General features: G+C 63.9%; 23 protein-coding genes and 1 tRNA gene. 16 read left to right on the top strand and 8 right to left on the bottom strand.

What is annotated here, in order from left to right:
• The first annotated feature begins 3 nt into the window (after nucleotides 1–3).
• Both ACIQT2_RS03605 and ACIQT2_RS03600 read left to right on the top strand, forming a co-directional pair.
• Nucleotides 4–77 (top strand) — tRNA-Met (locus ACIQT2_RS03605).
• Between the two features lie 116 nt (nucleotides 78–193).
• Nucleotides 194–991 carry a GntR family transcriptional regulator gene (locus ACIQT2_RS03600; protein WP_402943665.1) on the top strand — a complete coding sequence of 266 codons (798 nt, stop codon included), beginning with the start codon at nucleotides 194–196 and terminating at the stop codon, nucleotides 989–991.
• 93 nt (nucleotides 992–1,084) lie between these two features.
• On the opposite strand, the gene ACIQT2_RS03595 is transcribed toward ACIQT2_RS03600, so the two are convergent.
• Together ACIQT2_RS03595 and ACIQT2_RS03590 are read right to left on the bottom strand one after the other, a co-directional pair.
• Nucleotides 1,085–1,873 carry a PspA/IM30 family protein gene (locus tag ACIQT2_RS03595; protein WP_400269764.1) on the bottom strand — a complete coding sequence of 263 codons (789 nt, stop codon included), beginning with the start codon at nucleotides 1,871–1,873 and terminating at the stop codon, nucleotides 1,085–1,087.
• A 118-nt stretch (nucleotides 1,874–1,991) separates the two neighbouring features.
• Entirely contained in the window at nucleotides 1,992–4,046 is a 2,055-nt protein-coding gene (locus tag ACIQT2_RS03590) for a TPM domain-containing protein (RefSeq protein ID WP_402943663.1), read from the bottom strand.
• 333 nt (nucleotides 4,047–4,379) lie between these two features.
• On the opposite strand from ACIQT2_RS03590, the gene ACIQT2_RS03585 reads away from it, so the two are divergent.
• From ACIQT2_RS03585 to ACIQT2_RS03560, 6 genes are all read left to right on the top strand, one after another.
• A complete protein-coding gene (locus ACIQT2_RS03585; RefSeq protein WP_402943660.1) occupies nucleotides 4,380–6,125 on the top strand; it encodes a trypsin-like peptidase domain-containing protein in 1,746 nt (581 codons plus the stop codon).
• Between the two features lie 248 nt (nucleotides 6,126–6,373).
• Nucleotides 6,374–7,189: an electron transfer flavoprotein subunit beta/FixA family protein gene (locus ACIQT2_RS03580; RefSeq protein ID WP_400329778.1), complete on the top strand. Its 816-nt coding sequence runs from the start codon at nucleotides 6,374–6,376 to the stop codon at nucleotides 7,187–7,189.
• A gap of 15 nt (nucleotides 7,190–7,204) precedes the next feature.
• A complete protein-coding gene (locus tag ACIQT2_RS03575; protein ID WP_402943656.1) occupies nucleotides 7,205–8,158 on the top strand; it encodes an electron transfer flavoprotein subunit alpha/FixB family protein in 954 nt (317 codons plus the stop codon).
• A gap of 4 nt (nucleotides 8,159–8,162) precedes the next feature.
• Entirely contained in the window at nucleotides 8,163–8,942 is a 780-nt protein-coding gene (locus tag ACIQT2_RS03570; RefSeq protein WP_400329783.1) for a PIG-L deacetylase family protein, read from the top strand.
• A gap of 74 nt (nucleotides 8,943–9,016) precedes the next feature.
• Nucleotides 9,017–9,562, top strand: coding sequence for a gluconokinase (locus ACIQT2_RS03565; RefSeq protein ID WP_402943653.1), 546 nt, complete (start codon nucleotides 9,017–9,019; stop codon nucleotides 9,560–9,562).
• Nucleotides 9,559–10,974 carry a gluconate:H+ symporter gene (locus ACIQT2_RS03560; protein WP_400329789.1) on the top strand — a complete coding sequence of 472 codons (1,416 nt, stop codon included), beginning with the start codon at nucleotides 9,559–9,561 and terminating at the stop codon, nucleotides 10,972–10,974. The genes ACIQT2_RS03565 and ACIQT2_RS03560 overlap by 4 nt, the downstream gene beginning before the upstream one ends.
• A gap of 81 nt (nucleotides 10,975–11,055) precedes the next feature.
• Here the strand turns inward: ACIQT2_RS03560 and ACIQT2_RS03555 are convergent, their stop codons facing one another.
• The 4 genes from ACIQT2_RS03555 to ACIQT2_RS03540 form a co-directional block, all read right to left on the bottom strand.
• Nucleotides 11,056–11,907: an anti-sigma factor domain-containing protein gene (locus tag ACIQT2_RS03555; protein WP_402943650.1), complete on the bottom strand. Its 852-nt coding sequence runs from the start codon at nucleotides 11,905–11,907 to the stop codon at nucleotides 11,056–11,058.
• Nucleotide 11,908: 1 nt separating this feature from the next.
• A complete protein-coding gene (gene sigK, locus ACIQT2_RS03550; protein ID WP_400329794.1) occupies nucleotides 11,909–12,514 on the bottom strand; it encodes an ECF RNA polymerase sigma factor SigK in 606 nt (201 codons plus the stop codon).
• A 187-nt stretch (nucleotides 12,515–12,701) separates the two neighbouring features.
• Entirely contained in the window at nucleotides 12,702–13,169 is a 468-nt protein-coding gene (locus tag ACIQT2_RS03545) for a tRNA (cytidine(34)-2'-O)-methyltransferase (RefSeq protein WP_397322269.1), read from the bottom strand.
• Nucleotides 13,170–13,214: 45 nt separating this feature from the next.
• Nucleotides 13,215–14,150, bottom strand: coding sequence for a J domain-containing protein (locus ACIQT2_RS03540; protein WP_402943647.1), 936 nt, complete (start codon nucleotides 14,148–14,150; stop codon nucleotides 13,215–13,217).
• 121 nt (nucleotides 14,151–14,271) lie between these two features.
• On the opposite strand from ACIQT2_RS03540, the gene ACIQT2_RS03535 reads away from it, so the two are divergent.
• The 4 genes from ACIQT2_RS03535 (at nucleotide 14,272) to ACIQT2_RS03520 (ending at nucleotide 17,912) form a co-directional block, all read left to right on the top strand.
• Nucleotides 14,272–15,195: a diacylglycerol/lipid kinase family protein gene (locus tag ACIQT2_RS03535; protein WP_402943644.1), complete on the top strand. Its 924-nt coding sequence runs from the start codon at nucleotides 14,272–14,274 to the stop codon at nucleotides 15,193–15,195.
• 45 nt (nucleotides 15,196–15,240) lie between these two features.
• The gene (locus tag ACIQT2_RS03530) at nucleotides 15,241–15,918 is read left to right on the top strand and encodes a hypothetical protein (RefSeq protein ID WP_402943641.1); all 678 of its coding nucleotides are present in this window, start codon (nucleotides 15,241–15,243) and stop codon (nucleotides 15,916–15,918) included.
• 63 nt (nucleotides 15,919–15,981) lie between these two features.
• A complete protein-coding gene (locus tag ACIQT2_RS03525) occupies nucleotides 15,982–16,662 on the top strand; it encodes a helix-turn-helix transcriptional regulator (protein ID WP_402943638.1) in 681 nt (226 codons plus the stop codon).
• 26 nt (nucleotides 16,663–16,688) lie between these two features.
• Nucleotides 16,689–17,912 (top strand): cysteine desulfurase family protein, encoded by a 1,224-nt coding sequence (locus ACIQT2_RS03520; RefSeq protein WP_402943635.1) that lies wholly within the window; start codon nucleotides 16,689–16,691, stop codon nucleotides 17,910–17,912.
• Nucleotides 17,913–17,922: 10 nt separating this feature from the next.
• Here the strand turns inward: ACIQT2_RS03520 and ACIQT2_RS03515 are convergent, their stop codons facing one another.
• Nucleotides 17,923–19,176 (bottom strand): NAD(P)/FAD-dependent oxidoreductase, encoded by a 1,254-nt coding sequence (locus ACIQT2_RS03515; protein WP_402943632.1) that lies wholly within the window; start codon nucleotides 19,174–19,176, stop codon nucleotides 17,923–17,925.
• Nucleotides 19,177–19,341: 165 nt separating this feature from the next.
• Between ACIQT2_RS03515 and mnmA the strand changes: the two genes are divergently transcribed.
• Nucleotides 19,342–20,481, top strand: a complete 1,140-nt coding sequence (gene mnmA / locus ACIQT2_RS03510) for a tRNA 2-thiouridine(34) synthase MnmA (RefSeq protein ID WP_402943629.1) — start codon at nucleotides 19,342–19,344, stop codon at nucleotides 20,479–20,481.
• Between the two features lie 325 nt (nucleotides 20,482–20,806).
• Nucleotides 20,807–22,060, top strand: a complete 1,254-nt coding sequence (locus tag ACIQT2_RS03505) for a hypothetical protein (RefSeq protein ID WP_402943627.1) — start codon at nucleotides 20,807–20,809, stop codon at nucleotides 22,058–22,060.
• A gap of 24 nt (nucleotides 22,061–22,084) precedes the next feature.
• On the opposite strand, the gene ACIQT2_RS03500 is transcribed toward ACIQT2_RS03505, so the two are convergent.
• The gene (locus ACIQT2_RS03500; protein WP_402943624.1) at nucleotides 22,085–22,912 is read right to left on the bottom strand and encodes a caspase domain-containing protein; all 828 of its coding nucleotides are present in this window, start codon (nucleotides 22,910–22,912) and stop codon (nucleotides 22,085–22,087) included.
• 319 nt (nucleotides 22,913–23,231) lie between these two features.
• Here ACIQT2_RS03500 and ACIQT2_RS03495 point away from each other — a divergent pair, with 319 nt between their 5' ends.
• Together ACIQT2_RS03495 and ACIQT2_RS03490 are read left to right on the top strand one after the other, a co-directional pair.
• The gene (locus tag ACIQT2_RS03495) at nucleotides 23,232–24,860 is read left to right on the top strand and encodes an ABC transporter substrate-binding protein (RefSeq protein ID WP_402943621.1); all 1,629 of its coding nucleotides are present in this window, start codon (nucleotides 23,232–23,234) and stop codon (nucleotides 24,858–24,860) included.
• 125 nt (nucleotides 24,861–24,985) lie between these two features.
• Complete coding sequence (locus tag ACIQT2_RS03490) at nucleotides 24,986–26,077, top strand: ABC transporter permease (RefSeq protein ID WP_402943618.1); 1,092 nt, start codon at nucleotides 24,986–24,988, stop codon at nucleotides 26,075–26,077.
• The last annotated feature ends 2 nt before the right edge of the window (nucleotides 26,078–26,079 follow it).

Here is a 26,079-nt window from a genome sequence, read left to right as displayed (position 1 = left end):
CGACGCGGGGTGGAGCAGTTCGGTAGCTCGCTGGGCTCATAACCCAGAGGTCACAGGTTCAAATCCTGTCCCCGCAACTGGGAAAGGCCCGGATCAGTATTAACTGGTCCGGGCCTTTGTTTTATCCGCACAGTCTTGGTGCCGGCATCATGTTCCCGCCGGCAACGGGGCATGTCACACCAGGAAGGTCCGCATGGTCAAAGAAGACTACGACGCCGTACCCGAACCCCAGGTTCTGCAGAGGGACAGCCCAGTGGCCGTGTACCAGCAGGTAGCGGACGTTTTGACAGATCAAGTGAGCCGGCTGGAGCCGGGATCGCGCATCCCTACCGAAGAGTCGTTGATGGACCAGTACGGGATCAGCAGGACCACCGTACGGAGGGCCATCGAAACCTTGGTGGCAAAGGGCCTGTTGGTCCGCCGCCAGGGCAAGGGAACCTTTGTCATGGCCCAGCGGCCCGTGCGGATGCTGAACCGTCTGGCACCCTTCATGGAGACGTTTACGGCTGCCGGAATGAAGACGGTCAAGGGCTTGATCGAATACAAGTGGATGGAAAAGGACCGGACCGTTCCAGCCAAGCTCGTATCCGACGACAACCTGGTCCTGGTTATTCGCCGATCGTACTCCAGCGCCGGATGGCCCTATGCGATTGCAGAGATCTTCATTCCATCCCACATTGGCCGCCACATCAGCCTCGCCGATGCGGAGAAGAACTCCATCTACCAGGTGATCCAGGACAGGACCCTGAAGCCGCTCCAGCGGGCCGAAATCACCGTGACCATGCATGCACCCCCTGAGCACCTTGCTGATGCCCTCAACGTGCGGGGCTTCCCCATGGTGCCGCGCCTGGAGCGGACCACGTTGGGACCCGATGGCGAAGTCCTGGAATGTACCGTGACGTACTTCCATCCCAAGGGGTTTGAGATCCGGGCTGAAGTTGCCACGGAAGCAAGCCCCGGGGCGGACAATGCAGGAGTGCCCGCGAGCTAGTCCCGGCGGTCGGTTGGAGGGCCAGCGCAGGCCTTTTAAACGGCGAATGGCCGGGTCCAACAGAACCCGGCCATACGCATGGGACTTGCGGAGTCAGAGCTTGTCGAAGTCTGCCTCGTCGATGGTGGCACCGGAGGCTGCAGGGGCCCCGGCACCGAGGGCAGGCTTGCTGCCACCGGACTTGAGCGCTGCCAGGCGGGCCTCGATTTCCGTCTGCTCACCCAGGTCTTCGAGCTGGTTGAACTGGGCGTCGAGGCTTGAAGCCGCCAGCTCCTGCTGTCCAAGGACCTTGGCTTCTTCCCGGCGGATCTTTTCTTCGAAACGGCCAACCTCGCTGGTGGGGTCCATGATGTCGATGCTCTTGAGGGCGTCGTGCACCTGGGACTGGGCAGCAGCGGTCTTGGAGCGGGCCACAAGCTCGTTGCGCTTGGCGGTGAGTTGGTTGAGCTTGTTCTTCATTTGGTCGAGGCCGCTCTTGAGCTTGTCCACAACCTCGGTCTGGGAAGCGATGCTCGGTTCGGCCGCCTTGGCTTCGGATTCAGCCGTCATCTGGCGCTGGATGGCAACCTTCGCCAGGTTGTCGAACTTCTGTGCGTCTGCGGCGTCGCCGGCCGCGCGGTACTCATCGGCTTTTCGGGAGGCTGCGAGAGCCTTGTTGCCCCAATCCTGGGCGTTCTTGACGTCCTCGTTGTAATCGGCCTGCAGCATTCGCAGGTTGCCGATGGTCTGGGCAACGGCTGACTCGGCCTCGGCAATGTTGTTCGTGTAGTCGCGGACCATCTGGTCCAGCATCTTCTGCGGGTCCTCGGCCTGGTCAAGCAAAGAGTTGATGTTTGCCTTGGCCAGTTGTGCGATCCGACCGAAAATGGACTGCTTAACCATGGTGTTGCCTTTCGTCCTGCTCAGTGGAGCCCACTGAAATCAGTGATCAGTTGTTGTACCGCTTCTACATGGGGCGGGAACCCCACCTAGTTTGTGCTGGCCGGAACCAGTGTGGTGCCTAGAAGCTGCCGGAGTCGCCGCCGCCGAAGTCTCCTCCGCCACCGCCCCAGTCGCCTCCGCCGCCTGAGTCGCCGCCGAAGAAGCCGCCGCCTCCACCGCCGTCGCTGTGGCCACCGCCCCAGCCGCCGTGGCCGCCGTTAAGGATGGAGTTGATGAGGATACCGCCAAGGATGGCGCCGCCGAGGCCTCCGCCTCCGCCGCCTCCACCGAACATGCCGCCCCGGCCGTAGCCTTGGTCGGCATAGCCAAAGTGGTCAACGTCCGCCTGAGCCAGTTGAGCCGCCTGCGCCGCAAGCGAGTGTGCCTGCTGGGCGTAGGTCAGGGCAGTCACAGGATCGTTGCGTGAGATCGACAAAGCGTAGTCGAGGTTCCGCTGGGCTTCTGCCAGACGGGTCCTGGCTTCGGTCCCCACCCCTCCGCGGCGTGCAGTGATGTAGTCCGATGTGGCACTGATCTGTGCCTGTGCTGCCATGATGGTCTGCTGCAGGGATGCCTGGGCACGACGCGCCTGCTCTTCCTGGTCCCGAATGCCGGAGAGGGACTGGTCCAACGCCTGGTGTGCTGTCTCCACTCGGTTGAGCGTTGCCAAGGGATCGATCCGGCCGCCTTGGATTTCTGTCTTGACCTGCGCCAAGGCCGCTTCGACGCCGGCTACCGGTCCGGCAAGTTCCGGGTGCTGGCCGGACTGGATCATGGCCCGCGCCTGGGCCAGGTCCTGGCTTGTTTCGGCAACGGCGCTCTCCAAGGACGTGCGGGCCTCGTCCAGGCTTCCTGCGGTCTTGGAAATGGCGTCGATCAGCACGTTGGTCTGGTGCAGGCTCTCTTCTGCGGCGCGAACCGCAACGGCGGCCAGGCTGTTCTCGCCCGAGCCAAGCTTCTCCTGCGCTGTTGCGGCTGCGTTGTTCACGAAGGCCAGGCGTTCCTTGGCCTGCATGATGTTGTCCGAGACCTGCGCGACGGCCGAGTCGGCATACTTGGCCCGGAGCGTCTCCAGCGACTGTTCCGCAGTCGCAATTTTCGCATCTGCCTCACGTGCGCCCTCCGTGACCGCAGCCAGGGCCTGGGGCGCGTTCTTTTCCAGTTCGCGCAGCGAATCGAAATCGGACTTCTGGTCCCGTAGCGACGCCAGGGCAGCTTCGGAGCGGCGGATGATTTCGCCGAGCCAGCTCCGCTGCTGTTCCTCGGTGTCCGGAATGTGGTCATCGAGCTGCTGCTGCAGCTTGAAGGACTCAGTCATGTGGCCCTTGGCTTCCTGCAGGGCCTTGGTGAAGTTGCCGATCGCGGCGTCGCCGTACTGCGCCTGCGCGAAGCCCAGCTCCTGTTCGCTGGACTTGATGGCATCGTCCGCTTCGATGAGCAGAGAGCCGCTCTTCTGCCGGAGTTCCGGGATGCTGAGGCCGGCCAGGGGATCGAGCTGTTCGCCCTGGGGTCCGTAACTGGCGCTGGAGGCCTGGCCGGATTTTTTACGCCGGTTGCGGAGGTACAGGTACGTGCCCACGCCACCGGCCGCAACGACGCCGACACCCACCAGGACGCCTGCGCCTGCGTTGCCGCTCGGCACGGTTCCGCTGCCACCGCCGGCCGCGTCACCAATGGCGGCCGCGGTGTCGATGGCAGCCTGGGCATAGTCCTTCTTGCCCGCGCCAAGGTTCGCTGCGATGGCGTTCTGGGTGATGTTCGTCCGCTTGGAGTAGATGGAACTCGCGGAGTTGGGCGCAAAGTAATATTGTCCGGCGGTCGAGATAGCCAGGAGAACGTCAGCCTTGCCCATCTTCTTGTTCGTTGCGACAGCCTGCCCCCACTGTGCAGGATCCGACGGGTTCTCGAAAGAGTTCACCGTCACCACATAGAGGTTGTACTTGTGGTCCTTCAGCGTCTTCTGGATGGCGTCCTGGACTTCGCCCTTCCGGCTGCCGAGGACGTTGGCATCATCGACGATGTTTTGGCCCGATGGTATGGTGACCGGATCAGCGGCCCACGCCGCGCCGGCCGGGAGGGCCAGCACTCCAGCCACGCCAATCACGGCGAGTACACGTTTCACTATTGACCGCATGTGCAACCCTTCAGCACGTCTGCGACTGGAACAGGGCGAACCAATCGTCACAGAATGCTCAGCGCCCCCACGCATGGTGTGTAAAGCCGCAGGTCGCTGTGGCAATTCCTCTTGATTCTATGGTGCACCTGATACCCCGTCCACCGGGGTGAATATGCCACCAGCGAAATGAAGGAGAAAGCCCGAAGGGTCGCGCGTTGAAGCAGGAATCCAGGTCCCAGCGACGCCCGCCGCCGAACCCATTCAGGCTTTCAGGAAGCTCCCAGCGAACGTCCGAAATTGTTCCAGTAAATAGGGCCATAGTTAGGGGAGACGAGAACGAAAGGAAGTCCCATGACGGAGAACCCAGCACAGGGCGCCGCTTCGGAAAACCGCGAGCCGAACGAGCCGCGCGATCCTGCCGCCAGCACTTCGGATGCAACTCCCACACAGCAGCAGCCCGGCTGGAACTCCGATCAGCGAACGGGGTCCCAGCCCACCACGCCGATGCCGGCATTCCAGCCGCCGGCTGCTGCGAAGGCCGAGGCTCCGGAACCGAACCCCAACGGCGGCCAGGAAGCCAATCGTAACCATAATGCGGCGTCCGGGGAGCCAGCTGCGTCCCACCCCCATACGAGCGCGGCGCACCAGGGTCAGCCACAGCCGCCCTATGCAGGTCACATGTACCAAGGGGGCAGCCAGCGCCCGGACTATCCACAGCACCATCCGTTCTACGGTTCCGGTCAGAACCCAGGAACGCCCGGGCAGTCCCAGGGCGGCCAGGCTCCGGGGCCCCAGGGCCAAGCACATTTCAACAGCATCCCAGGCGGGCCATACGGAGCCCAGCAGGGACAGGGCATGCACCAGGCTCCCGGCCAGCACACAGCGGTAGCCACCAAGCGCAAGCCCGTCTTCGGCGTGGGCACCCTGGTAGCCAGCATCCTTGCGGCAGGCCTGGTGGGCGGCGGCGTCGTGGCCGGCAGCAACATGCTGTGGGATCAACCAACAACCACGTCTTCGAGCAGCGGACAGTCCAGCACGGTCATCGTCAATAACAAGGACGACGTCAACGCCATTACGGCGGCCGCTGCGAAAGCGTCGCCCAGCGTGGTGACCATCAAGGCCACCAGCGGCAACGAAGGTGGCACGGGCTCCGGCATCATCATTGACGACCAAGGCCACATCCTGACCAACACCCACGTGGTCACGCTGGACGGTGCTACGTCCAATGCAGCCATCGAGGTCCGTACCAGCGACGGCAAGGTCCTCAAGGCGACAGTGGTGGGCACCGACCCCCTGTCCGACCTCGCTGTCATCAAGGTTTCGGATGCCTCGGGACTGGTTCCTGCCACTCTGGGCGACTCTTCCAAGGTCAACGTGGGGGACACCGCAGTGGCCATCGGCGCGCCGCTCGGCCTGACGGGAACGGTGACTGACGGCATCGTTTCCACCCTCAACAGGACCATCAGCGTGGCGTCTTCCGCAGCGCCCAAGGACGGTTCGGACAACTCCCAGGGCGGTGACCAGGGCTTCCAGTTCGCTCCTCCGGGAGGCGGGCAGAGCCAGAGCACCAGCAACGAGGGGTCGATTTCCATCAACGTCATCCAGACCGATGCCGCGATCAACCCGGGCAACTCCGGTGGTGCCTTGGTGAACAGCAAGGGTGAAATCATCGGCGTCAATGTGGCCATTGCTTCGGCTGGCAGCAGCTCAGCCACGTCGTCCAGCGGCAACATCGGTGTTGGCTTCAGCATCCCGATCAACCACGCCAAGAGGGTGGCGCAGGAAATCATCGATTCGGGCAAGGCCAGCCACGGCCAGTTCGGTGTCTCCGTCCGGGCCAAGTCCTCGACGGGAAGCGACTCTGGCTTCTCGGTTGGCGCCGAAGTTGCTTCCGTGACCAGCGGTTCCGCTGCAGCCAAGGCAGGCATCAAGGTCGGCGATGTGATCACGAAGTTCGGCGACTACGCCATCAGCGATCCCAACCAGTTGACCGCCGCCGTGCGTGAACAGTCGGCGGGGGCAAAGGTGAAGGTCACGATCGTCCGGAACGGACAGTCGCAGGACGTCGACGTCACCCTGGATGCAGCCCAGCAGTAACGGGCACCTGCGGATTCAGCCGCATCTCACGAACGAACCAACGACGGCGGGCCGCACCCCAAGAGGTGCGGCCCGCCGTCGTGCTTTACCGGCCAGTGCGCTTCCCAAGGCGACGAAACAGGCGTTAACGCCGCCATGGAATTTTGCGGGCAATATGCTTAGCTAGGGGAAGCCCACGTGTTGGGCAATTTCACGGCCACGCTTTGAAGGTTGGCCGTCCACAAGCATGGAAGGCTGCTTCGAAGACAGTGGAAGACACATTGAAGATTGTGGTCCTGGTCAAGCACGTCCCGGACGCGCAGTTCGACCGGCACATCACCGGACCAGGCAACACCACCGATCGTGACGAGAGCATCTTGTCCGAACTTGACGAGTACGCCCTGGAGGCAGCGCTGCAGCTGGCCGAAGAACGCGGCGGCGCAAAGGCGGGCAACGAGGTCATTGCCTTGAGCATGGGCCCATCCGGAGCGGTGAATGCCGTGAAGAAGTCGCTTCAAATCGGTGCCTTCTCTGGCGTCCACCTGAGCGACGAGGCCTTGGCGGGCTCAGACGCGGCCGCCACGTCGCTGGCGCTTGCCGCCGCCATCCGCCACCTGTCCGCGGACGGCCGGCCCGTTGACCTGGTTCTCACCGGCATGGCTTCCACGGACGGCGAGACGTCGCTGGTTCCGGCGCAGCTCGCTGAGCGCTTGTCCCTGCCCCAGGTGACGTTCGCCTCCAGCCTGGAGGTGAACGGCCGCACCGTGGTGGCCCGCCGCGATACCGGGCTCCACTCGGAGACCATCGAGGCACAGCTGCCCGCTGTGGTGTCCGTGACGGACCAGATCAACGAGCCGCGGTACCCGAATTTCAAGGGCATCCTGGCCGCCAAGAAGAAGAAGATCGCTTCCCTGTCGCTCGCGGACATCGGCGTCGAGGCCTCGCAGGTGGGGGCCGCGGGTTCCTGGACGGTGGTGGAATCGGCTGAGGCACGCCCGCCGCGGAGCGCCGGAACCATCATCACCGACGAAGGCGACGCCGGCATCAAGCTGGTCGACTTCCTGGCCGCACAGAAGCTGCTCTAAAGGGGACCCCAAACCATGGCAAACGCACTTGTATTCATTGACAACCCCGGAGCTGCACTCAAGAAGAGCAGCCTGGAGCTCCTGACCCTTGCCCGGAAACTGGGGGAGACCGCCGTCGCCATCAACGGTGACGTGGCCGACGACGTCGCCGGCGCCTTGGGTGCCTACGGCGTCACCACGATCTTCCTGCCGTCGTCGGACGATCTTGGCGAGTACCTTGCCGGACCCAAGGCCGCCTACCTGGCTGCGGCAGTGGGAGCCTCCGGTGCCACCGCCGTGCTGCTTGAGAACTCGCCCGAGGCCAAGGAAATTGCCGGCCGTCTCGGCATCAAGCTCAGCGCGGGCGTCATCACGGACGTCGTGGACGTGGAAGCGGACGGCACGGCGCACAAGTCCGTCCTCGCAGGCTCCTACACCACCACGGCGAAGGCGACCACGCCTGTGTCCGTGTACTCGGTGAAGGCGAACACGGTTGAACCCGAGCCGGCTGCCGTTGCTGCAACGCCCGCCACGGCCACGGTGGAGGTACCTGGCGACGCTGCGGCAGGTTCTGCACGGATCTCGTCGCGGTCGGACAAGCCTGTCAGCGGACGCCCGGAATTGAGCGAAGCCCGCATCGTGGTGGCCGGCGGCCGAGGCGTTGACGGCGACTTCGGTCCTGTCGAAGAGTTGGCTGATGCGCTCGGCGCCGCAGTCGGCGCTTCCCGCGCAGCGACGGATGCGGGCTGGATCGGCCACGACGCGCAGGTAGGCCAGACCGGTGTGACGGTCTCGCCGCAGCTTTACATTTCGGCTGGCATTTCCGGTGCCATCCAGCAAAAGGCCGGCATGCAGACGTCCAAGGTCATTGTTGCCGTCAACAAGGATGCCGAGTCTCCCGTGTTCGAAATAGCGGACTTCGGCATTATCGGGGACCTCTTCAAGGTCTTGCCGCAGGCTACGGCCGAGATCAAGAAGCGGAAAGGCTGATCCTTTGACTTCTGGCGTTTCGTCAGCACAGAGCCCGTTCAACACCTCCACGGAGCGTGTTGAGCGGGTGCTTTGTTTTACTGCCCATCCTGACGACATCGATTTTGGAGCGGCAGGGACTATCGCTGCGTGGACTGCCGCGGGAGTCCAGGTCAGCTACTGCATCATGACCGACGGCGACGCCGGTGGCTTCGATCCGGTGGACCGGGAAAGAATCATCGAGCTCCGGGCCGAAGAACAGCAGCGTGCGGCCGCGCTGGTGGGCGTGCATGACATCCACTACCTCCACGAACGTGACGGCTACCTGGAACCCACCCACGAGGTCATCAAGCAAGTGGTCAAGCTGATCCGCGAGATCCGTCCGGATATTGTGCTGACCATGCATCCGGAAAGGAACTGGGACCGGATCCAGAAGAGCCACCCGGACCACCTTGCAGCGGGAGAGGCCGTGACCCGCGCCGTCTACCCGGCCGTGGAAAACCCCTTCGCCTACCCCGAACTCGCAGAGGCCGGACTGGGGGCTTTCAAGCTGCCGTGGCTGTGGTTCATCTCCAGCCCGGAGGCCCTCGAGAATCACGCAGTAGACATCACGGAACACGTTGACGCCAAGCTGGACGCCATCAGGATCCATGCGAGCCAGCACCCGGACATCGAGGGGATGGAGCGCGTGGTCCGTGGAAACCTGCTGGCCAACGGACAACGTGCAGGGCTTCCGGAAGGACGGAGCGCGGAGCGGTTCCACGTGGTGGCGATCAACGGTTCCACCACCATCGCAGGCTTCTAGTATTGCCCTCCTGTAACCCCTGCCATATGCTTGACCTCGGTTAAATCATATTTATTTGAGGAAGGCAGACTTTGATGGCGAAGACTGCACAGCAGCCGGTCCTTGTGATCATGGGAGTTTCCGGCTCGGGAAAATCAACCGTTGCCGGCGTCCTGGCGGGAAAGCTCGGATGGGACCTTGCCGAAGGTGACGATCTCCACCCCGAGGCAAACGTAGCCAAGATGCACTCCGGACAGGCACTCACGGACGAGGACCGTTGGCCTTGGCTCGAGATCATTGCCGCATGGATCCGGAAGCGCACGGAAAGCGGAACGCCGGCGATCATTACGTGCTCGGCCCTGAAGAAGAAGTACCGCGACGTGCTTCGCGGAGAAGGCGTCGTGTTTGTGTTCCTCCAAGGCAGCAAAGACAAGATCTCGGACCGCCTGGCCTCCCGCCACGGCCATTTCATGCCGCCGTCGCTCCTGGAATCCCAGTTTGAGGCTCTCGAAGAGCCCACCGAGGAGGAGAGCTACATCTCCTTGTGTGTCTCGGCGTCGCCCGCTGAGGAAGCGGAGGAAGTGATCGAACGGCTGAGGCTTCTGCCCGCCGCCAAGGGCACCGAATCGACTGCCCTGTGATTGGGCTGAAGACGGCAACGCTGGTGCCCGCAGAGGTCCAGGGATGGACCGGCCACGACACACAGCTCCTGGTGGTGGCGGCCCTGGGAATTGCGCTCATCGTCGTCCTGATCGCGAAACTGAAACTGCACCCCTTCCTGGCCTTGGTGCTGGGTTCGGCCTTCGTTGGCCTTGCCTCCGGCGTTGAGCTCGGAAAGGTCATCACCAACTTCGAAGACGGCGTGGGCGGGGTCCTCAAGGAAGTGGGGCTCCTGATTGCCTTGGGCGCGATGCTCGGCAAGCTCCTGGCCGACTCCGGGGGAGCGAACCGCGTGGTGGACACGCTCATCGCCAAGGCGAGCGGCAACAAGCTGGTCTGGATGATCACCTTGGTTGCGGTCATCATCGGCCTGCCCATGTTCTTCGAGATCGGCCTGGTGCTCCTCCTCCCGGTGATCGTGCTGGTGACGCAGCGTTCACAGATGAAGCTGATGCGCATCGCCATCCCCGCCCTGGCCGGCCTGTCGGTGCTGCATGGACTCGTGCCGCCGCACCCGGGACCCCTGATCGCGATCAGTGCCGTGAAGGCCGAATTGGGGACCACCCTGGCCCTGGGCATCCTGGTGGCGATCCCCACGGTGATCATTTGTGGTCCGTTGTTCTCCCGGTTGGCTGCCCGATGGGTACCTGTGGACGCGCCCGCTGTCGCCGGCGGCATCGACACCCAGCACAGTGCCGACCTCAGTGACGTCAAACGGCAGCCATCGTTCCTTGTGACGCTGCTGACCATCATCTTCCCTGTGGTCCTCATGCTGTTGAAGGCCTTGGGCGGCATCATCTGGCCGGATGCTGCCACTGCACCGGCCATCAGGATCTTCTTCGACTTCGTGGGCCAGCCCCTTGTTGCCATGACGCTGGCCGTGCTGGCGGCAATCGTCACCTTCGGGTACGCGGTGGGTTTCACGGGCAGCAAGATCACTGCCAAGCTTGGCGACAGCCTGGGACCGATCGCGGCCATCCTCCTGATCGTGGGTGCAGGTGGTGGTTTCAAGCAGACCCTGATCGGCGCGGGCGTGGGGGACGCCGTCAAGAAATGGGCCGAAGGCGCCAATATGTCCGTGTTGGTCCTGGGCTTCATCGTCGCAGTGGCGCTCCGCCTCGCCACAGGATCGGCAACAGTGGCCACCGTGACCGCCGCCGGAATCGTGGCGCCCCTTGCAGGCAGCCTTAGTCCTACGCATGCGGCCTTGTTGGCTTTGGCGATCGGTGCCGGCTCGCTGTTCCTGTCCCACGTGAACGACGCCGGCTTCTGGCTGGTCAAGGAACTCTTCGGCCTGACGGTTGGTCAAACCTTCAAGACCTGGTCCGTGATGGAGACCCTGATCTCTGTTGTGGGTTTCGGCTTCGTGATGCTGTTGTCGCTCGTTTTGTAGCGACGCCCTTCGCAACGCAGAGTACGACGGCGGCCGTCCCGTGGGTGGGACGGCCGCCGTCGGGCTTTAACGCGGGTGGACTCAGGCGGCGCCCAAGGGAACCACCACGACAGGAGCGGAGGTGGGCTCCTTGGATCCGCCCGTGGGCTCAACCGTGATGGCTACCGATGAGGCCGATGACAATCCCTTCACAACGGCAGGCTTTGAAAGGCTTTCGGCATCCATGGTGCCCTGCGAAACCGGCGCGGAACCATCCTTCGGTAGGGTCCACAACTGATAGACCTTGCCACTCGGGGCAGGAGACACACCGTTCATGAGCACCACGAACGAGTCCTTTGCCGAGGAAGCGGAGATCGTGGCGGTGCCGCCTCCGGGAACGTCCGCAGTCTTCTTCTGGACGTCCTGTGCCTGCAGGACCTGGTTGATGGGATCGTTCTGTGCAGAAACATGGGCGCCGACGCCGACGCCTGCCACCGCGATCGCGGCCGCGGCGGCAGCGCCGACGATCCATGCCCGCGCTCCTGCCATCCCGCGGCGTTCCTTACGCTTGAGCCGCGCACTGGCGAGATCGGCGACGGCCGCACCTCCGGACGGCTCTCCGGCGGACGGAGCAACAGGCTCCGCAGTGGACGGCGCTGCGGTTGAGGACTGCGCGATCTTGTCCATGATGGAATCGAACAAGGCGGCGGGGGGCTCTTCCTCCGGTGCAAAGCTGACGGCCAGCGTTTCGTGTGCCTGGCGAACTCTCTCCCGGAACTCCGGACCCTCGGGTGCGTCCCTGACGTAATCGTCGATCAGGACACGCTCTTCCTCGGTCAAGGCGTCCAAGGCGTAAATTTCGGCAAGTTCGAGGACCCGGCCCTCGGCAAGGTCGGTTGCGATGTCGTTCGCGAACATTTTGCGGATAAATCCTCCACCGGTGTTTTCACTCATCTCAGCCCACCCCCAAGCACGTCTTGAGGCGCAGGAGGCCGTCCCGGATCCGCGACTTGATGGTGGGCACGGCTGCGCCGAGCCGTTCGGCAACCTCGCGGTAGGTGAGGCCGCCGTAGTAGGCCAGTCGGACAGACTCCTGCTGGGTTTCGGTCAACGTTCCCAAGCAGCGGCCCACGGCCTCGGCTTCGAGGTTGGTTCCGGCTTCTTCGGCTACCACGTCGCGGTCGGGATCCTGGCTGGAAGCGCCGTAGCGCGCTTCCCTGTCCGTGGCTGCCTGCACGGCACGGACGCGGTCGATGGCCCGGCGGTGTGCAATGGTCATCAACCAAGCCAACGGTGTTCCTGCGCCGCGGTCGAACTTCGCGGCGCCTTGCCAGACCTGCATGAAGACTTCCTGGGTTGCGTCTTCGCTCAGTTCGGGATCGATCAGCACCCGCCTCGCCATGCCGAAAACCCGCCTGGAGGTCAGCCGGTAAAACTCCGCGAAGGCTTGCTGGTCTCCGGCAGCGATCAGCTCAAGGAGGCCTGACAACTGCGAGTTCAGGTCGGTTGCGGGCCCAGCGGCCTCGAAGACCGGGGGGCCGGGGGTGTTGGGGGTGTCCATTACTGTCCAGCATATGTGGTCGGCTTTGAAAGCGGCAGGACGGCCCTCCGGCGTGGTGGGCAAAGTCGTGCGGTTGACCACCACAGCCACCTGTCTCTCCAACAGACTCACTTGGGCTCCTCATCCGCAATCCTTGGCCGGAATTCTCCTGCACCCGTTATTCGGCGCGGCGGCCCGCATGGATGGGTTAGATTTTGGCCCCGGCGAAGCCGTTCTGGCGCCATGCCTCGAAGACCGCGATGGAGGCTGCGTTGGCAAGGTTGAGCGAGCGAAGCGAAGGAAGCATCGGCAGCCGCACCCGTGCGGTGACATGCGGATCCTGCTTCAGCCAGGCCGGGAGGCCCACGGACTCAGGCCCGAACATCAGCACATCGCCTTCGCGGTACTCGATGTCCGTATAGGACGTTTCGCCGTCCGATGTGAAGGCAAAGACCCGGTCCGGCTGAAGGGCGTCCCAGGCGGCGTCGATATCCTTGTGGACCGTGACCACAGCGAGGTCGTGGTAGTCCAAGCCTGCGCGGCGCAGCTTGGCATCGGAGAAGTCGAAGCCGAGTGGCTCCACCAGGTGCAGTTCGGCGCCGGTGATGGCCGCGAGGCGGATGGCATTGCCGGTATTGCCTGGAATTTCTGGGGTGTGGAAGAGGATACGGAACACTGGTCCATCCTATCCAGTCCGGGGCGTGCAATCGGGTGGTGCGGGTTACTGATGCATGCCACGCAACAATCGTGCCAGCACAGGTACCACCACCGTGTTCGGCGCCGGACCGGAACTGAGGAACTGCTTGAGGCCCCGGGCCAGGCCCGCGCCGTTGACCACTTCAATGCCGGACTCCGGGGCTTTCCCATAGTGGTCGATCACTGGCTCGTGCAGGTTGCCGTCAGGGCTGTGCAGGACAACCCACCCCGTAACGTTCAATTCGGGAAAGATGTCCTGCATCTGCCGGACTATGTGGCCAAGCTGCGGCGGCGCGATGGTCCTGCCGCCATGGCGCAATGAATGGCCGTTCCAGGCGTAGGCACCCTTGGGCAGCAGCATGGATCCGACCAGTGCAAGCCGGTATCCGGACAGTACGGCGTGGTCTATGTGGCTGTTATCCGAGGGGGAACGCAGGCCGTTCACCAAGCGTGCTGCCGGAATGGCCGACAGGACCTGCCGCGAAATGAGCTGCACGGTGCGCAGTTCGCGCTGGATCCGGGCCTCCGCGCCAAAGATGCCGCGTTTGCGGGGAATCCCATGGACCTGCAAAGCGGCTTCCGCCTTGGAAATGAGGGGAACGTCATGGGGGTCATCGAACGGTGGCACGTATACGGCGGGGTCGCCGGCGGTGTTGCGCTGCTGCTGGGGGCGCCTGACACCCGCGGCAGTGGCCGGCCCGCGATCGCCGGGACCTGCGTCATGGCCGGGGACGGAGCCTCCGGTTGCCCCGGCTGCATACCGGCGGTCGTATTCCGCCCGGCGCCTCGGATCGATCAGGGTCTCGTAGGCCAAGGTCACCCGACGGAACGCTTCAGCCTCGCCGCCGTGATCGGGGTGGGCCTTCCTCGCGGCCTTGCGGTAGGCCACCTTGATTTCTTTGTCTGTCGCAGTGACGGGCACACGAAGGACTTGATAGTGCGAACTGCTGCCCTCGGCCAAGCACGGGCCCTTCTCTAGGTTCGGTTGTCCGCCCCGGGAGGGCGGTACGTGCCAGTTTATCCAGCCACTCCATGAACGTTGGCAAGGGGCCCAGTGGTTCCCGGCTGGCATAATTCCTGCTGTGAACACTCCGGCCCCGCCCAACAGCCGCAGGCCCGGAAAGCTTGCCCTCGCCATCAACCCGGCTGCTTCATTCGGCCGCCTCCCGAACGCCGGGGACCAGGCCGCCGCCTTTTTCCGCGCCGCCGGTACCGACGTCGTCGTGCTCCAGGACGTCAGCTTTGAAACCCTGCGGAAGCGAGTGAACCAAGCGGTCGATGCGGGCATCGAAGCCCTTGTCGTGGTGGGTGGGGACGGCATGGTCAATCTCGCCGTGAACGCGCTCGCCGGAACCGACGTTCCCCTGGGCATCGTCCCGGCTGGGACCGGCAACGACGTCGCCAGGTCGCTGGGACTGCCCCTCGAAGACATCGCGGCGGCGTGTCGCGTAGTGCTTGACGCGTTGGGCGCGGGTGGTCGCCGGATTGACCTGGCACGGACCACGTCTGCCTCCGGGGTCGCGTATTTTGCCGGGGTGCTTTCCGCAGGCTTTGATGCCGCCGTGAACGAACGGGCCAACTCCTGGCGCTGGCCCCGCGGCAGGAACCGGTACAACCTGGCCATGATCCGGGAACTGGCTTCCTTCCGGCCCATCGACTATGTGGTCACGGCGGACGGCCGGCAGTGGCACCAGCGCGCCATGTTGATGTCCGTTGCCAACGGGCAATCGATCGGAGGTGGCATGAGGATTACTCCGGACGCAGCTCCTGATGACGGCGAACTGGACCTCTTCGTGGTCAAGCCGCTATCCCGATTGGCCTTCCTGGCGGTCTTCCCCAAAGTCTTTACTGGCCGGCACACAGGACATCCGGCGGTAGAGATTCAACGTGCCAAGCGCGTGCGGCTCGAGGCCACCGGGGTCAGCGCCTATGCCGATGGAGAGCGGATTGCGGAGCTGCCTGTCGAGGTTGAGGTGGTTCCGGGAGGATTGCGTGTCCTGGCCTAGCGCGTCGGTAGACTCAGATCGGGCAGGGACGGCGAGTGAGGAGCAATGGTGGTACAGAACGTTCGACGGCGGCTGCTCGCCTTGGGGGCGGTGGCAACCACCGGTCTGCTGATGGCCGGATGCAGCGTCAACGTACCTGATCCTGCGGCTCCGAAGCCTTCACCGGCTGGGTCCACCCTGTCCACGCCCACCATCACCCCTGGCCACGATGCAGCCGCCGTGGCGGCCAAGGACCTTCCCCTCGTCGCTGGCGGAACACTGGTGCCGGGAGAACCGGTCACGTATGCCAGCAGGCTTGAGGAGGTTCCGGGATGGTCGGTGGTCCACGCGGGGCTGCAGGGTGAGAACCGTTACGCGAAAGCCGATGGCTGCGTTGCGCTGGCCAGGATCACGGTCAACCAGGGTCCATTGGTGGTTCCCGGAGACGATGTTGCCTCCACCAAGGTACTGTTCCAGTACCTCGACGCCGGGATCGATCCGGAAAAGCTGAAGGCGGCCACCCTGCGCTGGGGGCAGGACTCAGAAAAACCCCAGCGCTCCGTGGAATTGCTGGCCTTGGAGTCGGCGTCGACCGCCGGAGGAAAACCTGCCTCGGTGATGGCCAGGCTGTTCAGCGGCACCGCGTCCTCTGTGTATGTCTCGATTGCCTGCCCGGATGCGTCCGCCCTGGCCAAGGCGAAGGCAGACGTCCAAGCCCAGGTGGTCATCGTTCCGCCGTCCTGACGGCTGCTGAAAGCAGCCCTTCAAATAATCAATGAGATTTGTTTTTAGAGATATCCTGTTCCCGTGGGCACGACGGGTCCTTCGTGGAGCAGGAGAATCGCCGCCATTGCGGCGCTGGATGACGGCAACCGCCGGGCACTGTATGCCTATGTCCTGGATGCCGGCGGTGCGGTGGGGCGGGATGAGGCGGCTGAGGCCATGGCCCTTCCCCGCAGCACGGCGTCCTTCCACCTGGACCGCTTGGTGGAGGAAGGTGTGCTGAAGGTCGAGTTCCGGAAGGCCCCGGGCAGAGCCGGGCCCGGCTCGGGCAGGCCCGGGAAGTTCTACCTCGCTGCCATGGACGAAGTCAGCGCATCGATCCCGGAACGTCACTATGACCTGGCCGGGGATGTCCTGGCCTCTGCCGTTTCGGAATCCGTCAACGAAGGGACTCCAGTCAAGGAAGCCCTCTTGGCGGTTGCCCGACGCAAAGGTGGCGAGGCCGGCCGGCAGGGTGATTTCCTTGTCGCGTTGACAGACATCGGATACCAGCCCACGGAGGATCAGGGTGGGTACCGTCTCCTGAACTGTCCGTTCCACCGGCTTTCGAGGAACCACCAGGACGTGGTGTGCACCATGAACGGGGCTTTCCTGAAGGGTGCTGCTGCGGCCTCGGGACAGGACCCGGACTGCGTGGTGCCGGATGAAGGTCCGGGCCATTGCTGCGCCCGCATCGCCAATGCCGAGGCTCCTGCCCGGGCTTGAGGGCGCAGCGTCGGTAGAATTGCAGGGTGCCCGTATACCTTGACCACGCCGCAACCACCAGCATGTCGGCCGAAGCGCTTGCTGTCATGACCCGCGAATTGGCGCGGACCGGCAACCCCTCCTCGCTGCACGGCGCGGGACGGCGCGCACGCCGAACCGTCGAGGACGCCCGCGAAACGCTGGCTGCGGCCGCGGGCGCCCACCCATCCGAGGTCATCTTCACCTCGGGCGGCACTGAGGCGGACAACCTTGCCGTCAAGGGCCTCTACTGGGCCCGGCATGACGCGGACCCGCGCCGCCGACGGATCCTGTGTTCCGCCGTCGAGCACCATGCTGTCCTGGACACCGTGGAATGGCTCGAACGCCACGAAGGCGCCGAGGTGGTGTGGCTGCCCGTCGACGGTGAAGGCATCGTCCATGTGGAAGCCGTGGAACATGAGCTGAGCCGGGATCCGGAATCGGTTGCCCTGATTACTGTCATGTGGGCGAACAACGAAGTAGGCAGTGTCCAGCCCGTCGCGGAAATCGTCGGGTTGGCCGCGCCGTATGGGGTTCCGGTGCACAGCGATGCCGTGCAGGCCTTCGGCTCCTTGCCAGTGGATTTCCGTGCGTCCGGGCTGGCAGCAATGTCCGTGTCAGGGCATAAGATCGGCGGCCCTGTGGGTGTTGGCGCGCTCTTCCTTGGACGCGCCGTGACGTTGACCCCGGTCCAACACGGCGGGGGACAGGAGCGGGACGTCCGGTCCGGAACGCTGGACACACCTGCCATAGCTGCCTTCGCGGCCGCTGCCGCCGGCGCGGTGCGGAACCTTGCCGCGGAGTCTGAGCGGCTGTCCGGCCTTCGCGACCGGTTGATCGCAGGCGTTGGAGAAGTGGTCCCGGAGGCCGTCCTTCGCGGTGCGCGAGGCGAGGGCAGGCTCCCCGGGAATGCCCATTTCACCTTCCCGGGGTGCGAGGGCGATTCCCTGTTGTTCCTTTTGGACCTGGCCGGCGTGGAATCCTCCACGGGCTCCGCATGCACGGCGGGAGTGCCCCGGCCATCCCACGTCCTCCTGGCCATGGGCCTGGAGGAAGATGAGGCACGGGGTGCGCAGCGCTTCACGCTGGGCCACGCGTCCACCGAAGCGGATGTTGACGCCCTGCTGAAGGCGCTTCCCGAAGCCTGTGCGAGGGCGCGCCAAGCGGGCATGGCGGGGCACGAATCGAGAATCCAGACGGCCGCTACGGAAGCCCGCAACCCGGGTCGCTGAATTGCGCAAACTAGGCGCCAGGCAGGAATTCCTCCAAAGGGATGCCCGGATCGGTCAGACGATGGACATCGACGCGATGCCTGCCGGAAATCAGGGCCTTGATGGGCTTCTGCACCCGCCGCTGGTTGACGCTCATGCCGGCCACCACCTGCTGGGCTCCTTGCCCTCTGTCCCTTAGCCAGAAAGCAATGTAGCTTTCGTCCTCAAGGGAGCCCCGGATCACAGGGTCCACGTCGGCGGCAAGTGAGGGAAACCCCGAATATTCCATGCTCAGGCTGAACTGGTCCGTATAGAAATAGGGCACAGCGTCCAGGACGGCGCCCTGCCCCAGCATGGACCGTGCTGCTACCTTTCCACCGTTCAAGGCGTTGGCCCAGTGCTCGCTGCGGTGGTGCTCACCAGTGAAGGGGTGCAGCGAATTCGCCACGTCTCCGGCCGCAAAGACATCCGGCGCGCTGCTTCGAAGGGAGGCGTCAACCAGGATGCCATTCCGGAGTTCAAGGCCTCCGGCCTCGGCGAGTGCCGTGTCAGGAACGACGCCGACGGCGATGACGACGATGTCTGCGGGCAAGGAGATGCCTGTGTTGGTGCGGACGGATAAGACGCGGCCGTCCTGGCCCTCGATGGAGGCCGCGCTGGCCGGGAGGTGGAATACGACACCGTGGTCCTCGTGGACTTTTTGGAACCGTGCGCCCAAGTGGGCGCCAATGGCAGCGCTGAGCGGCACGTCCTCGAGCCCAAGCAGGGAGACTTCGTTGCCATAACTCCGCGCTGCGGCCGCCAACTCCATGCCAATCCATCCGGAGCCAACCATGACCACCCGTTGTCCGCCTCCTTGCAGCAATGAGCGCAAGCGGACACTGTCCTGGTACGTCCGGAAAGTCATCACGCCTTCAAGTTCATTGCCCGGCAGCTGGATATGCCGGGGCTGGGCGCCCGTGGCCAACAGGAGCGTGGCGTACTCGATGTCTTTCCCGTCCATGAGCGTTACTGTGTGCCCGGCTGCATCGAGCGCTGCTGCCGGGTGGTCCATGAGGAGCTCAACACCGTTGTCCGCGTACCAGTCCCCAGGTGTCACGTCCACGGCGTCGTCCTCCGCCTTCCCGAGGAGGAATTCCTTGGACAGGGGTGGGCGCAGGTAGGGAATCCTGCCTTCAGCGGCCACCAGAGTGACGGGACCTTCGAAGCCTTCGGTGCGCAGGGTCTTGGCCGCAGTGGCTCCGGCGAGCCCGCCGCCCACTATGACCATCCGTTCCGTTGCCATATGCATCGCCTCGTTCTAAAACTGATGAACTTGACTTTAGAAGTGGCGGCGCCCACAGTCAAGGGAATTTAAGGGCACCATGGCGTGTTCGGCTAGAATGGATGGGCGCGCCGTCTGACTGGCGGCGGAAACCCTGGAGCAATCCATGACACACAGAAAGCCAGCATGCGAGTACTTGCAGCAATGAGCGGCGGAGTCGACTCCGCCGTGGCAGCCGCCCGGGCCGTTGAGGCCGGACACGACGTCGTCGGAGTGCATCTGGCGCTGTCCCGCATGCCAGGAACGCTCCGAACCGGTAGCCGTGGCTGCTGCACCATTGAGGACTCCCGGGATGCGTGGCGTGCCAGCGATGTCCTCGGAATCCCTTACTACGTGTGGGACTTCTCTGAGCGCTTCAAGGAAGACGTCGTCCAGGACTTCATTGACGAGTACGCGGCCGGACGAACGCCCAATCCCTGCATGCGCTGCAACGAGCGCATCAAGTTTGCAGCTTTGCTGGAGAAGGCCATCGCCTTGGGCTTTGACGCCGTCTGCACGGGTCATTACGCCAAGGTGATCGAGGACGCGGACGGCAACCGCGAACTTCACCGCGCCGCCGACTGGGCCAAGGACCAGAGCTATGTCCTCGGTGTCCTGACCCACGAACAGCTCAAGCACTCCATGTTCCCGCTGGCGGACACCCCCTCCAAGGCCGAAGTCCGCGCGGAAGCGGAGCGTCGCGGCCTGTCGGTTGCCAACAAGCCGGACAGCCACGATATTTGCTTCATTTCCGACGGCGACACCCGGGGCTGGTTGGCCGAGAAGATCGAGATGACCACCGGCGACATCGTCGATGAGACTGGCACGAAGGTAGGCGAACACCCCGGCGCGAACGCCTTCACGGTTGGCCAGCGTCGCGGGCTCAAGCTCGGGCGCCCCGCCGCCGATGGCAAGCCCCGCTTCGTGTTGGAAATCCGACCCAAGGAAAACAAGGTGGTGGTGGGTCCGGAGGCGTTGCTCGCCATCGACGAAATCCGCGGCATCAAGGTTTCGTGGGCGGGCCTGCCCATTGCGGAAGTGTCCACGGGCGTCGATTTCGATTGCTACGCCCAGGTGCGGGCACACGGCGACCCCGTTCCCGCCACTGCCCGGGTTGAGAAGGTGGCGGACGGGGACGGCGTGGAGCGGGCCGGGCTGGTAGTCACCTTGGAGGATTCCCTCAGGGGCGTCGCCCCCGGGCAGACCGTGGTCCTGTACCAAGGCAGCAGGGTGCTCGGCCAGGCGACCATTGACGCGGCCCGGTCGCTGCAGAGGGCAGCCCTCTAGATCATTGCCTCCGTATGGCGGGACCCGCATACTGGCCTAAGCAGCTGAACCGCTGCGGTGTTGTGGGGTCCGCATTCGGGACGGCGATGACTGTGGCATTTCCAAAGAAGAGCCCGGGAGACATCAAGGCCGGGCAGATGGTCTCGGTGACTGTTCTGGCCGAAGGGCCCCTTGGGACCGACGGCGGGCCACCGTTGACCGCGCAGGTCCGTATTCCGGTGGAGCGGCTCCGGCGCGGCCCTACCGGCCACCGTTATGCGGTGCACATTAGGAAGTGGCGGGGTACCACTGTGTCTCCAGTGACCCTGACCAGCCACGGCGATCCGTGGCAGCTTGTTTCCGAACCGCCGCCGAGGCCAGGGACCTGGTGACTGCGACGGACACCGGCTACGAGCGCGGCACCAATATCATCCGCTTCGGATCAGTGGACCGCATGGGGTACAAGGTTCCCACGGCATTGTTCCGGGACATCGTGGCCCACGAAGTCACCCACGCCATCCTGGACGGATTCCGGCCGGCCTGGGCGGACCAGCTCGCCACCATCGAACAACTTGCCCTCCACGAAGCACTCGCGGATCTGGTGGCCATACTGCAGGTGTTTTCGTCCTGGGAAGTGGTGTACCGGCAACTGGAAGCAGCGGCCGGCGGGTTTGAAGCAGGGCAGGTGGTGGACGACGCCGTGCTGCAGCGCTCGCTGTTCGACTTCGCCCGGGACCTCTTCGCCCGCGGTCCGTTGCGGGAACCCTTCGTGGGGGCGGTTCCCGAGGACTGGCAGGAGTTGGAGGAGCCGCACGCACGCGGGGCCGTGGTGGTGGGCGCGGTCCTTCGTGCTGTCCACAAGCTCTGGTCCGAACGGAACGCCCGATTCGGCGACAACCAAAGCCTGCAGCAGAAAGCCGAATCGGGATCCATCGTGGCAACCCGGGTCCTGCGCATGGTGATCCGTGGCCTGTCGTACATGCCGCCTGTGGACGTTGGCTGGCGCGACCTCCTTCGCGGAATCATAGCCGCGGACCTGGACATGGTCCCGGAAGATCCGCACGGGTACCGGGAGACGCTGCAGGCCGAGTTCTCGGCGATCGGCGTTCGAAGGGTGTCCCTGAACAACATCAGCGGAGTGGACAACTACCAGGGCCTGCGATACCCGATCCGGCTGTCGGCCCTTGGCTCTGATCCGCAGGAAGTCCAGCGGTTCGTGTGGGAGAACCCGCGGCTGCTCGATGCCGCGCGGCTGGAACGCCGGACGCCTTTGAGCTCAACGCGGGTGCGGACCTCCGAACGGGTTTCGCCGGACGGTTTCATCATCTCCGAGATCGGTGCCTCCTTCATCCAGACAGTGCGGATGAGCCGGCGGGAGGCTTATGTTCGCCTGGGGTTGAAGACGCGCCGGGATTACGTGGACATCCGTGGTGGCGGCCTTTTGAGGTTCGACGCCGGTGGGAGGCTCGTTTACGCCGCCCTCAAACCTGTGATGGATCGGGACAGGCAAACGCTCCAATTCCGATCCGATGTGCAACGGGACGCCGAGGAAGCCGCATCGTCGGGAGTGCGGAACAAGTTCCACGGCACGGGGGACTGAGCCCCGAGCCGGGACGGGCCGCCGTCAGCTGCCCCACGCGGCCTTGCGTGCCGCCGTCGTGCCTTCCAACTGGGCGACTTGATCGAAGTTGCCGGCCTTGAGGCCCTTGCTGACGAGCTTGAGGATCTCTGCGCGGCCAAGCGTGGCGTCGCTCCTCAGGGATTTGACGAAGTGGTAGGTGAAGGCGCCGTTGTAACGCCCGTCGATCAAGGCATCGGCGGCAGTCTGGTCCGAACGGCAGGCCGCCATCAGCACGGGTTTGGACAGCTTGGCTGACTTGACCATGTCCCGCAACGTGCGCGAATCGTTGAACTCAGTGGCAATGACGGCCCGGGGCGTGGGCGCCGGGAGGAATCGGGGTCGGCGTCCAGGAACCAGGTCCAGCGATTTCAGGCCGGTGCCGCTGTGGCAGGTATCAAGGACAACATCCATGCGGATGCCGTCGGGCAGGCTGGCGAACACGTCCGCCAATTCGTCATCGGCGATGACGGTGGCAGGATCCCACGCGTCCCCGGTGTTGTTGATGTCGTAGCAGGCGAATGCCTCGTCCAGCCGATCGGCCTCATCGCCGTTGGTGTCCGGAATCTGGGTTCCATGGCTGGAGAAGGTGAAGACCAAATGGTCTGCCTCTCCGGTCGTGGCCGCCTCAACAAGTTTGCTGAGTCCTGCCATGACCGCCTTCTTGGTGGCCTTGGCGTCTCTGAGCACGGTGATGTCAGACGCTGCGAAACCGTACTTCTCAGCCAGGAGCGTGGACAGGTCTTCTGCGTCGTTGACGCAGCCCTGGAGCCAGCTGGATTGAGGCAGGAACTTGAATTTGTTGATCCCTACGCAAAGGGCTGACTTGCTCATGTGGCTGTCCTTCGGACTCGGTGCTGCATTCCCCATCGTGGCGGCCCCGCAAACCACCGCCCGGATACTGTCCACGTGGCCCATTCATGCCGTGGCACAGCGCTTGCCAACTCGACACTAAAGATATTCCGGGGCAGGGGCGCGGGCAATGGGCTATAACGATCGGCGGAAGCTACTAGTTGGTAAATTTTGTGTCTCGAATCCCCGTATCGGGGGTTCCGCACCGTCGAAGTCTGATTGAATCGTGGAATCAAATGTGTGCGCCGTCACAAATATCCGACGGCGGCGCGCCGAATCCATCGAACAGAAGGTTCACCAGATGGCACTGAAGAAGAAGGCCCTGCACGGCGTTATCGCGCTCGCGGGCGTTTCCGCACTGGCGTTGACGGCATGCACCGGGCCCTCGGGCGGCGGGAGCTCCTCCGCGCCGGCTGCTGCCGGACCCGTCGCCTACGGCACCACCGACAAAGTCACTGCCCTTGACCCCGCGGGGTCCTACGACAACGGTTCATTCATGGTGATGAACCAGATCTACTCCTTCCTGCTGAATTCCAAGCCGGGCGGGGCCGAGCCGGTGCCGGACCTGGCGGAATCGTCGTCGTTCACGGCACCCACCGAGTACACCGTCAAGCTCAAGCCAAACCTGAAGTGGGCCAACGGGCACACCCTCGACTCAAAGGACGTAAAGTTCTCCTTCGATCGCCAAGTGGCCATCAACGATCCCGCAGGTCCCGCATCGCTGCTGACGAACATCGAGAGCGTGACGGCGCCGGATGCCACCACCGTCGTGTTCAAGCTCAAGCAGGCCAACGACCAGACGTTCTCCCAGATCCTCAGCAGCCCCGCTGCGCCGATCGTTGACGACGAAGTCTTCCCGGCGGACAAGCTCCTTTCGGACGACGACATCATCAAGGCCAAGGCGTTCTACGGCCAGTACACCATTGACAGCTACAAGAAGAACGAGCTGGTCAGCTTCAAGGCGTTCCCTGACTACCAGGGCGTCCTTGGCAAGCCGGCCAATGACGAAGCGACCATCAAGTACTACGCGAGCACTACCAACCTGAAGCTGGACATCCAGCAGGGCAACATCGACGTCGCCTTCCGCAGCCTTACCGCGACCGACGTCGACGACCTCAAGAAGGATTCCAAGGTCAAGGTCCTCACTGGCCCGGGCGGCGAGATCCGCTACATCACCTTCAACTTCGACACAATGCCGTTCGGAACGAAGGCGGCCGGGGCTGACCCCGCGAAGGCCACGGCAGTACGCCAGGCCATCGCCAACCTCGTGGACCGGCAGGCGATTGCGGACCAGGTCTACAAGGGCACATACCTGCCGTTGTACTCGAACGTTCCGAATGGCTTCCTCGGCGCCAACGAGTCGTTCAAGGACGCCTATGGCGACAACGGCAAGCCAAGCCTGGACAAGGCCAAGAAGGTCCTCACCGACGCGGGAATCATGGACAAGGTTGCGTTGAACCTGCAGTACAACCCGGACCACTACGGCAGCTCCTCCGGCGACGAGTACGCCATGATCAAGGAGCAACTTGAGAAGTCCGGTCTCTTCACGGTCAACCTGCAGTCCACCGAGTGGGTCACCTACAGCAAGGCCAGCCGCGCCGACGAATACCCGCTGTTCCAGTTCGGCTGGTTCCCGGACTTCAGCGACGCGGACAACTACCTGACCCCGTTTTTCCCCGAGGGCGGCTTCCTCAAGAACCACTACAACAACGCCACCGTCAACGAGCTCATCAGCAAGCAGCTGACCGAGTCGGACAAGTCCAAGCGTGAAAAGGACATCCAGGATGTCCAGAATGCCCTGGCCAAGGATATTTCCACCCTGCCTCTGCTCCAGGGCGCGCAGGTGGCCATCGCAGGAAGCGGCGTGAACGGCGTCGACAAGACGCTGGATGCTTCCTTCAAGTTCCGTCTCGGAACCATTTCCAAGTAACCACTCCTCCAAGACCAAAGAGGGCGGGACACCCATCAGGTGTCCCGCCTCCTTTGCTGACTCATCGTCGTCAGTACGCACGAGCCAGTCCCGCGCAATCCACGGGCAGGAAACACAGGTAACACATGACAACTCTCATAGATGTGCCCGACGCCGAACCCGGCATCGTCGCTCCGAAAAGCAAGACCAAGTCCGGGGGAGGGCTTGGGAGATACATCGTGGTCAGGTTCTTCCTGATCATCCCCACGGTCTTCATCCTGGTGACCCTGGTCTTCTTCCTGATGCGGGTCATCGGTGACCCCATCACCGCAGCCCAAGGCGGACGCCTTCCGCCTGATGTCCTGGCGCAGCGGATCCACGACGCCGGCTATGACCGGCCAGTCCTGGTCCAGTACTTCGAATACCTTGGCCAATTGCTCACTGGCAACTTCGGCACCACCATCACGGACCGCCGGCCGGTGGTGGAGGTGTTGTTCACCTTCGGAGCCGCAACCCTGGAGCTGAGCATCAACGCACTGATCGTGGCGCTTGCGGTAGGCATCCCGCTGGGCATGGTGGCCGCGCAGCATCGTGACAAGGCCTCCGATGCTTTCCTGAGGCTCTTTGCGATTCTCTGTTATGCAACACCCGTGTTCTTCTCGGGACTCCTGTTGAAGCTGACCTTTTCCGTGTGGCTCGGTTGGTTCCCCGTAGCGGGGCGCGCGTCCACGCGCACTGAATTGACCATGAGCAACCTGGCGGCGCCGTCGGGAATTTACTGGCTGGACGCACTGCGCAGCGGCAACTTCACGGCCTTTGGTGACGTTGCCTCCCATGCTGTGCTCCCTGCCGTCGCCCTTGGCCTGCTCACTGCGGGGGTCTTTCTTCGACTGGTGCGGACCAATGTCATTGGCACACTGGGCAAGGACTACGTCGAGGCGGGCCGTTCCCGCGGTGTCAGCGAGTTCCGGCTGGTCACCAAGCACGCCTACAAGCCCGCACTCATCCCCATCATTACTGTCATGGGACTCCAGATCGCCCTCATGCTGGGCGGTGCCATCCTGACGGAGACGACGTTCGAATGGAAAGGGCTGGGGTACCAGCTGGTGCAGTACTTGAACGCGCGCGACTTCGTGGCCGTCCAGGGCATCGTGGTTCTCCTGGCCGTCATCGTCGCGGTCACCAACTTCATCGTGGACATCATTGCCGCGCTCATCGACCCCCGAGTGAGGTACTGACC

The sequence above is a fragment of the Paenarthrobacter sp. NPDC090522 genome (genome assembly GCF_044769225.1).
Lineage (GTDB): Bacteria > Actinomycetota > Actinomycetes > Actinomycetales > Micrococcaceae > Arthrobacter.
This window is presented reverse-complemented; position numbering and strand designations above follow the sequence as displayed.

Bases quoted from the DNA above. Each gene is read 5' to 3' on its own strand.
- ACIQT2_RS03600 (WP_402943665.1), top strand. From the start codon at position 194: ATGGTCAAAGAAGACTACGACGCCGTACCCGAACCCCAGGTTCTGCAG.
- ACIQT2_RS03595 (WP_400269764.1), bottom strand. From the start codon at position 1,873: ATGGTTAAGCAGTCCATTTTCGGTCGGATCGCACAACTGGCCAAGGCA.
- ACIQT2_RS03590 (WP_402943663.1), bottom strand. From the start codon at position 4,046: ATGCGGTCAATAGTGAAACGTGTACTCGCCGTGATTGGCGTGGCTGGA.
- ACIQT2_RS03585 (WP_402943660.1), top strand. From the start codon at position 4,380: ATGACGGAGAACCCAGCACAGGGCGCCGCTTCGGAAAACCGCGAGCCG.
- ACIQT2_RS03575 (WP_402943656.1), top strand. From the start codon at position 7,205: ATGGCAAACGCACTTGTATTCATTGACAACCCCGGAGCTGCACTCAAG.
- ACIQT2_RS03565 (WP_402943653.1), top strand. From the start codon at position 9,017: ATGGCGAAGACTGCACAGCAGCCGGTCCTTGTGATCATGGGAGTTTCC.
- ACIQT2_RS03555 (WP_402943650.1), bottom strand. From the start codon at position 11,907: ATGAGTGAAAACACCGGTGGAGGATTTATCCGCAAAATGTTCGCGAAC.
- sigK (WP_400329794.1), bottom strand. From the start codon at position 12,514: ATGGACACCCCCAACACCCCCGGCCCCCCGGTCTTCGAGGCCGCTGGG.
- ACIQT2_RS03530 (WP_402943641.1), top strand. From the start codon at position 15,241: ATGGTGGTACAGAACGTTCGACGGCGGCTGCTCGCCTTGGGGGCGGTG.
- ACIQT2_RS03515 (WP_402943632.1), bottom strand. From the start codon at position 19,176: ATGGCAACGGAACGGATGGTCATAGTGGGCGGCGGGCTCGCCGGAGCC.
- mnmA (WP_402943629.1), top strand. From the start codon at position 19,342: ATGCGAGTACTTGCAGCAATGAGCGGCGGAGTCGACTCCGCCGTGGCA.
- ACIQT2_RS03500 (WP_402943624.1), bottom strand. From the start codon at position 22,912: ATGAGCAAGTCAGCCCTTTGCGTAGGGATCAACAAATTCAAGTTCCTG.
- ACIQT2_RS03495 (WP_402943621.1), top strand. From the start codon at position 23,232: ATGGCACTGAAGAAGAAGGCCCTGCACGGCGTTATCGCGCTCGCGGGC.
- ACIQT2_RS03490 (WP_402943618.1), top strand. From the start codon at position 24,986: ATGACAACTCTCATAGATGTGCCCGACGCCGAACCCGGCATCGTCGCT.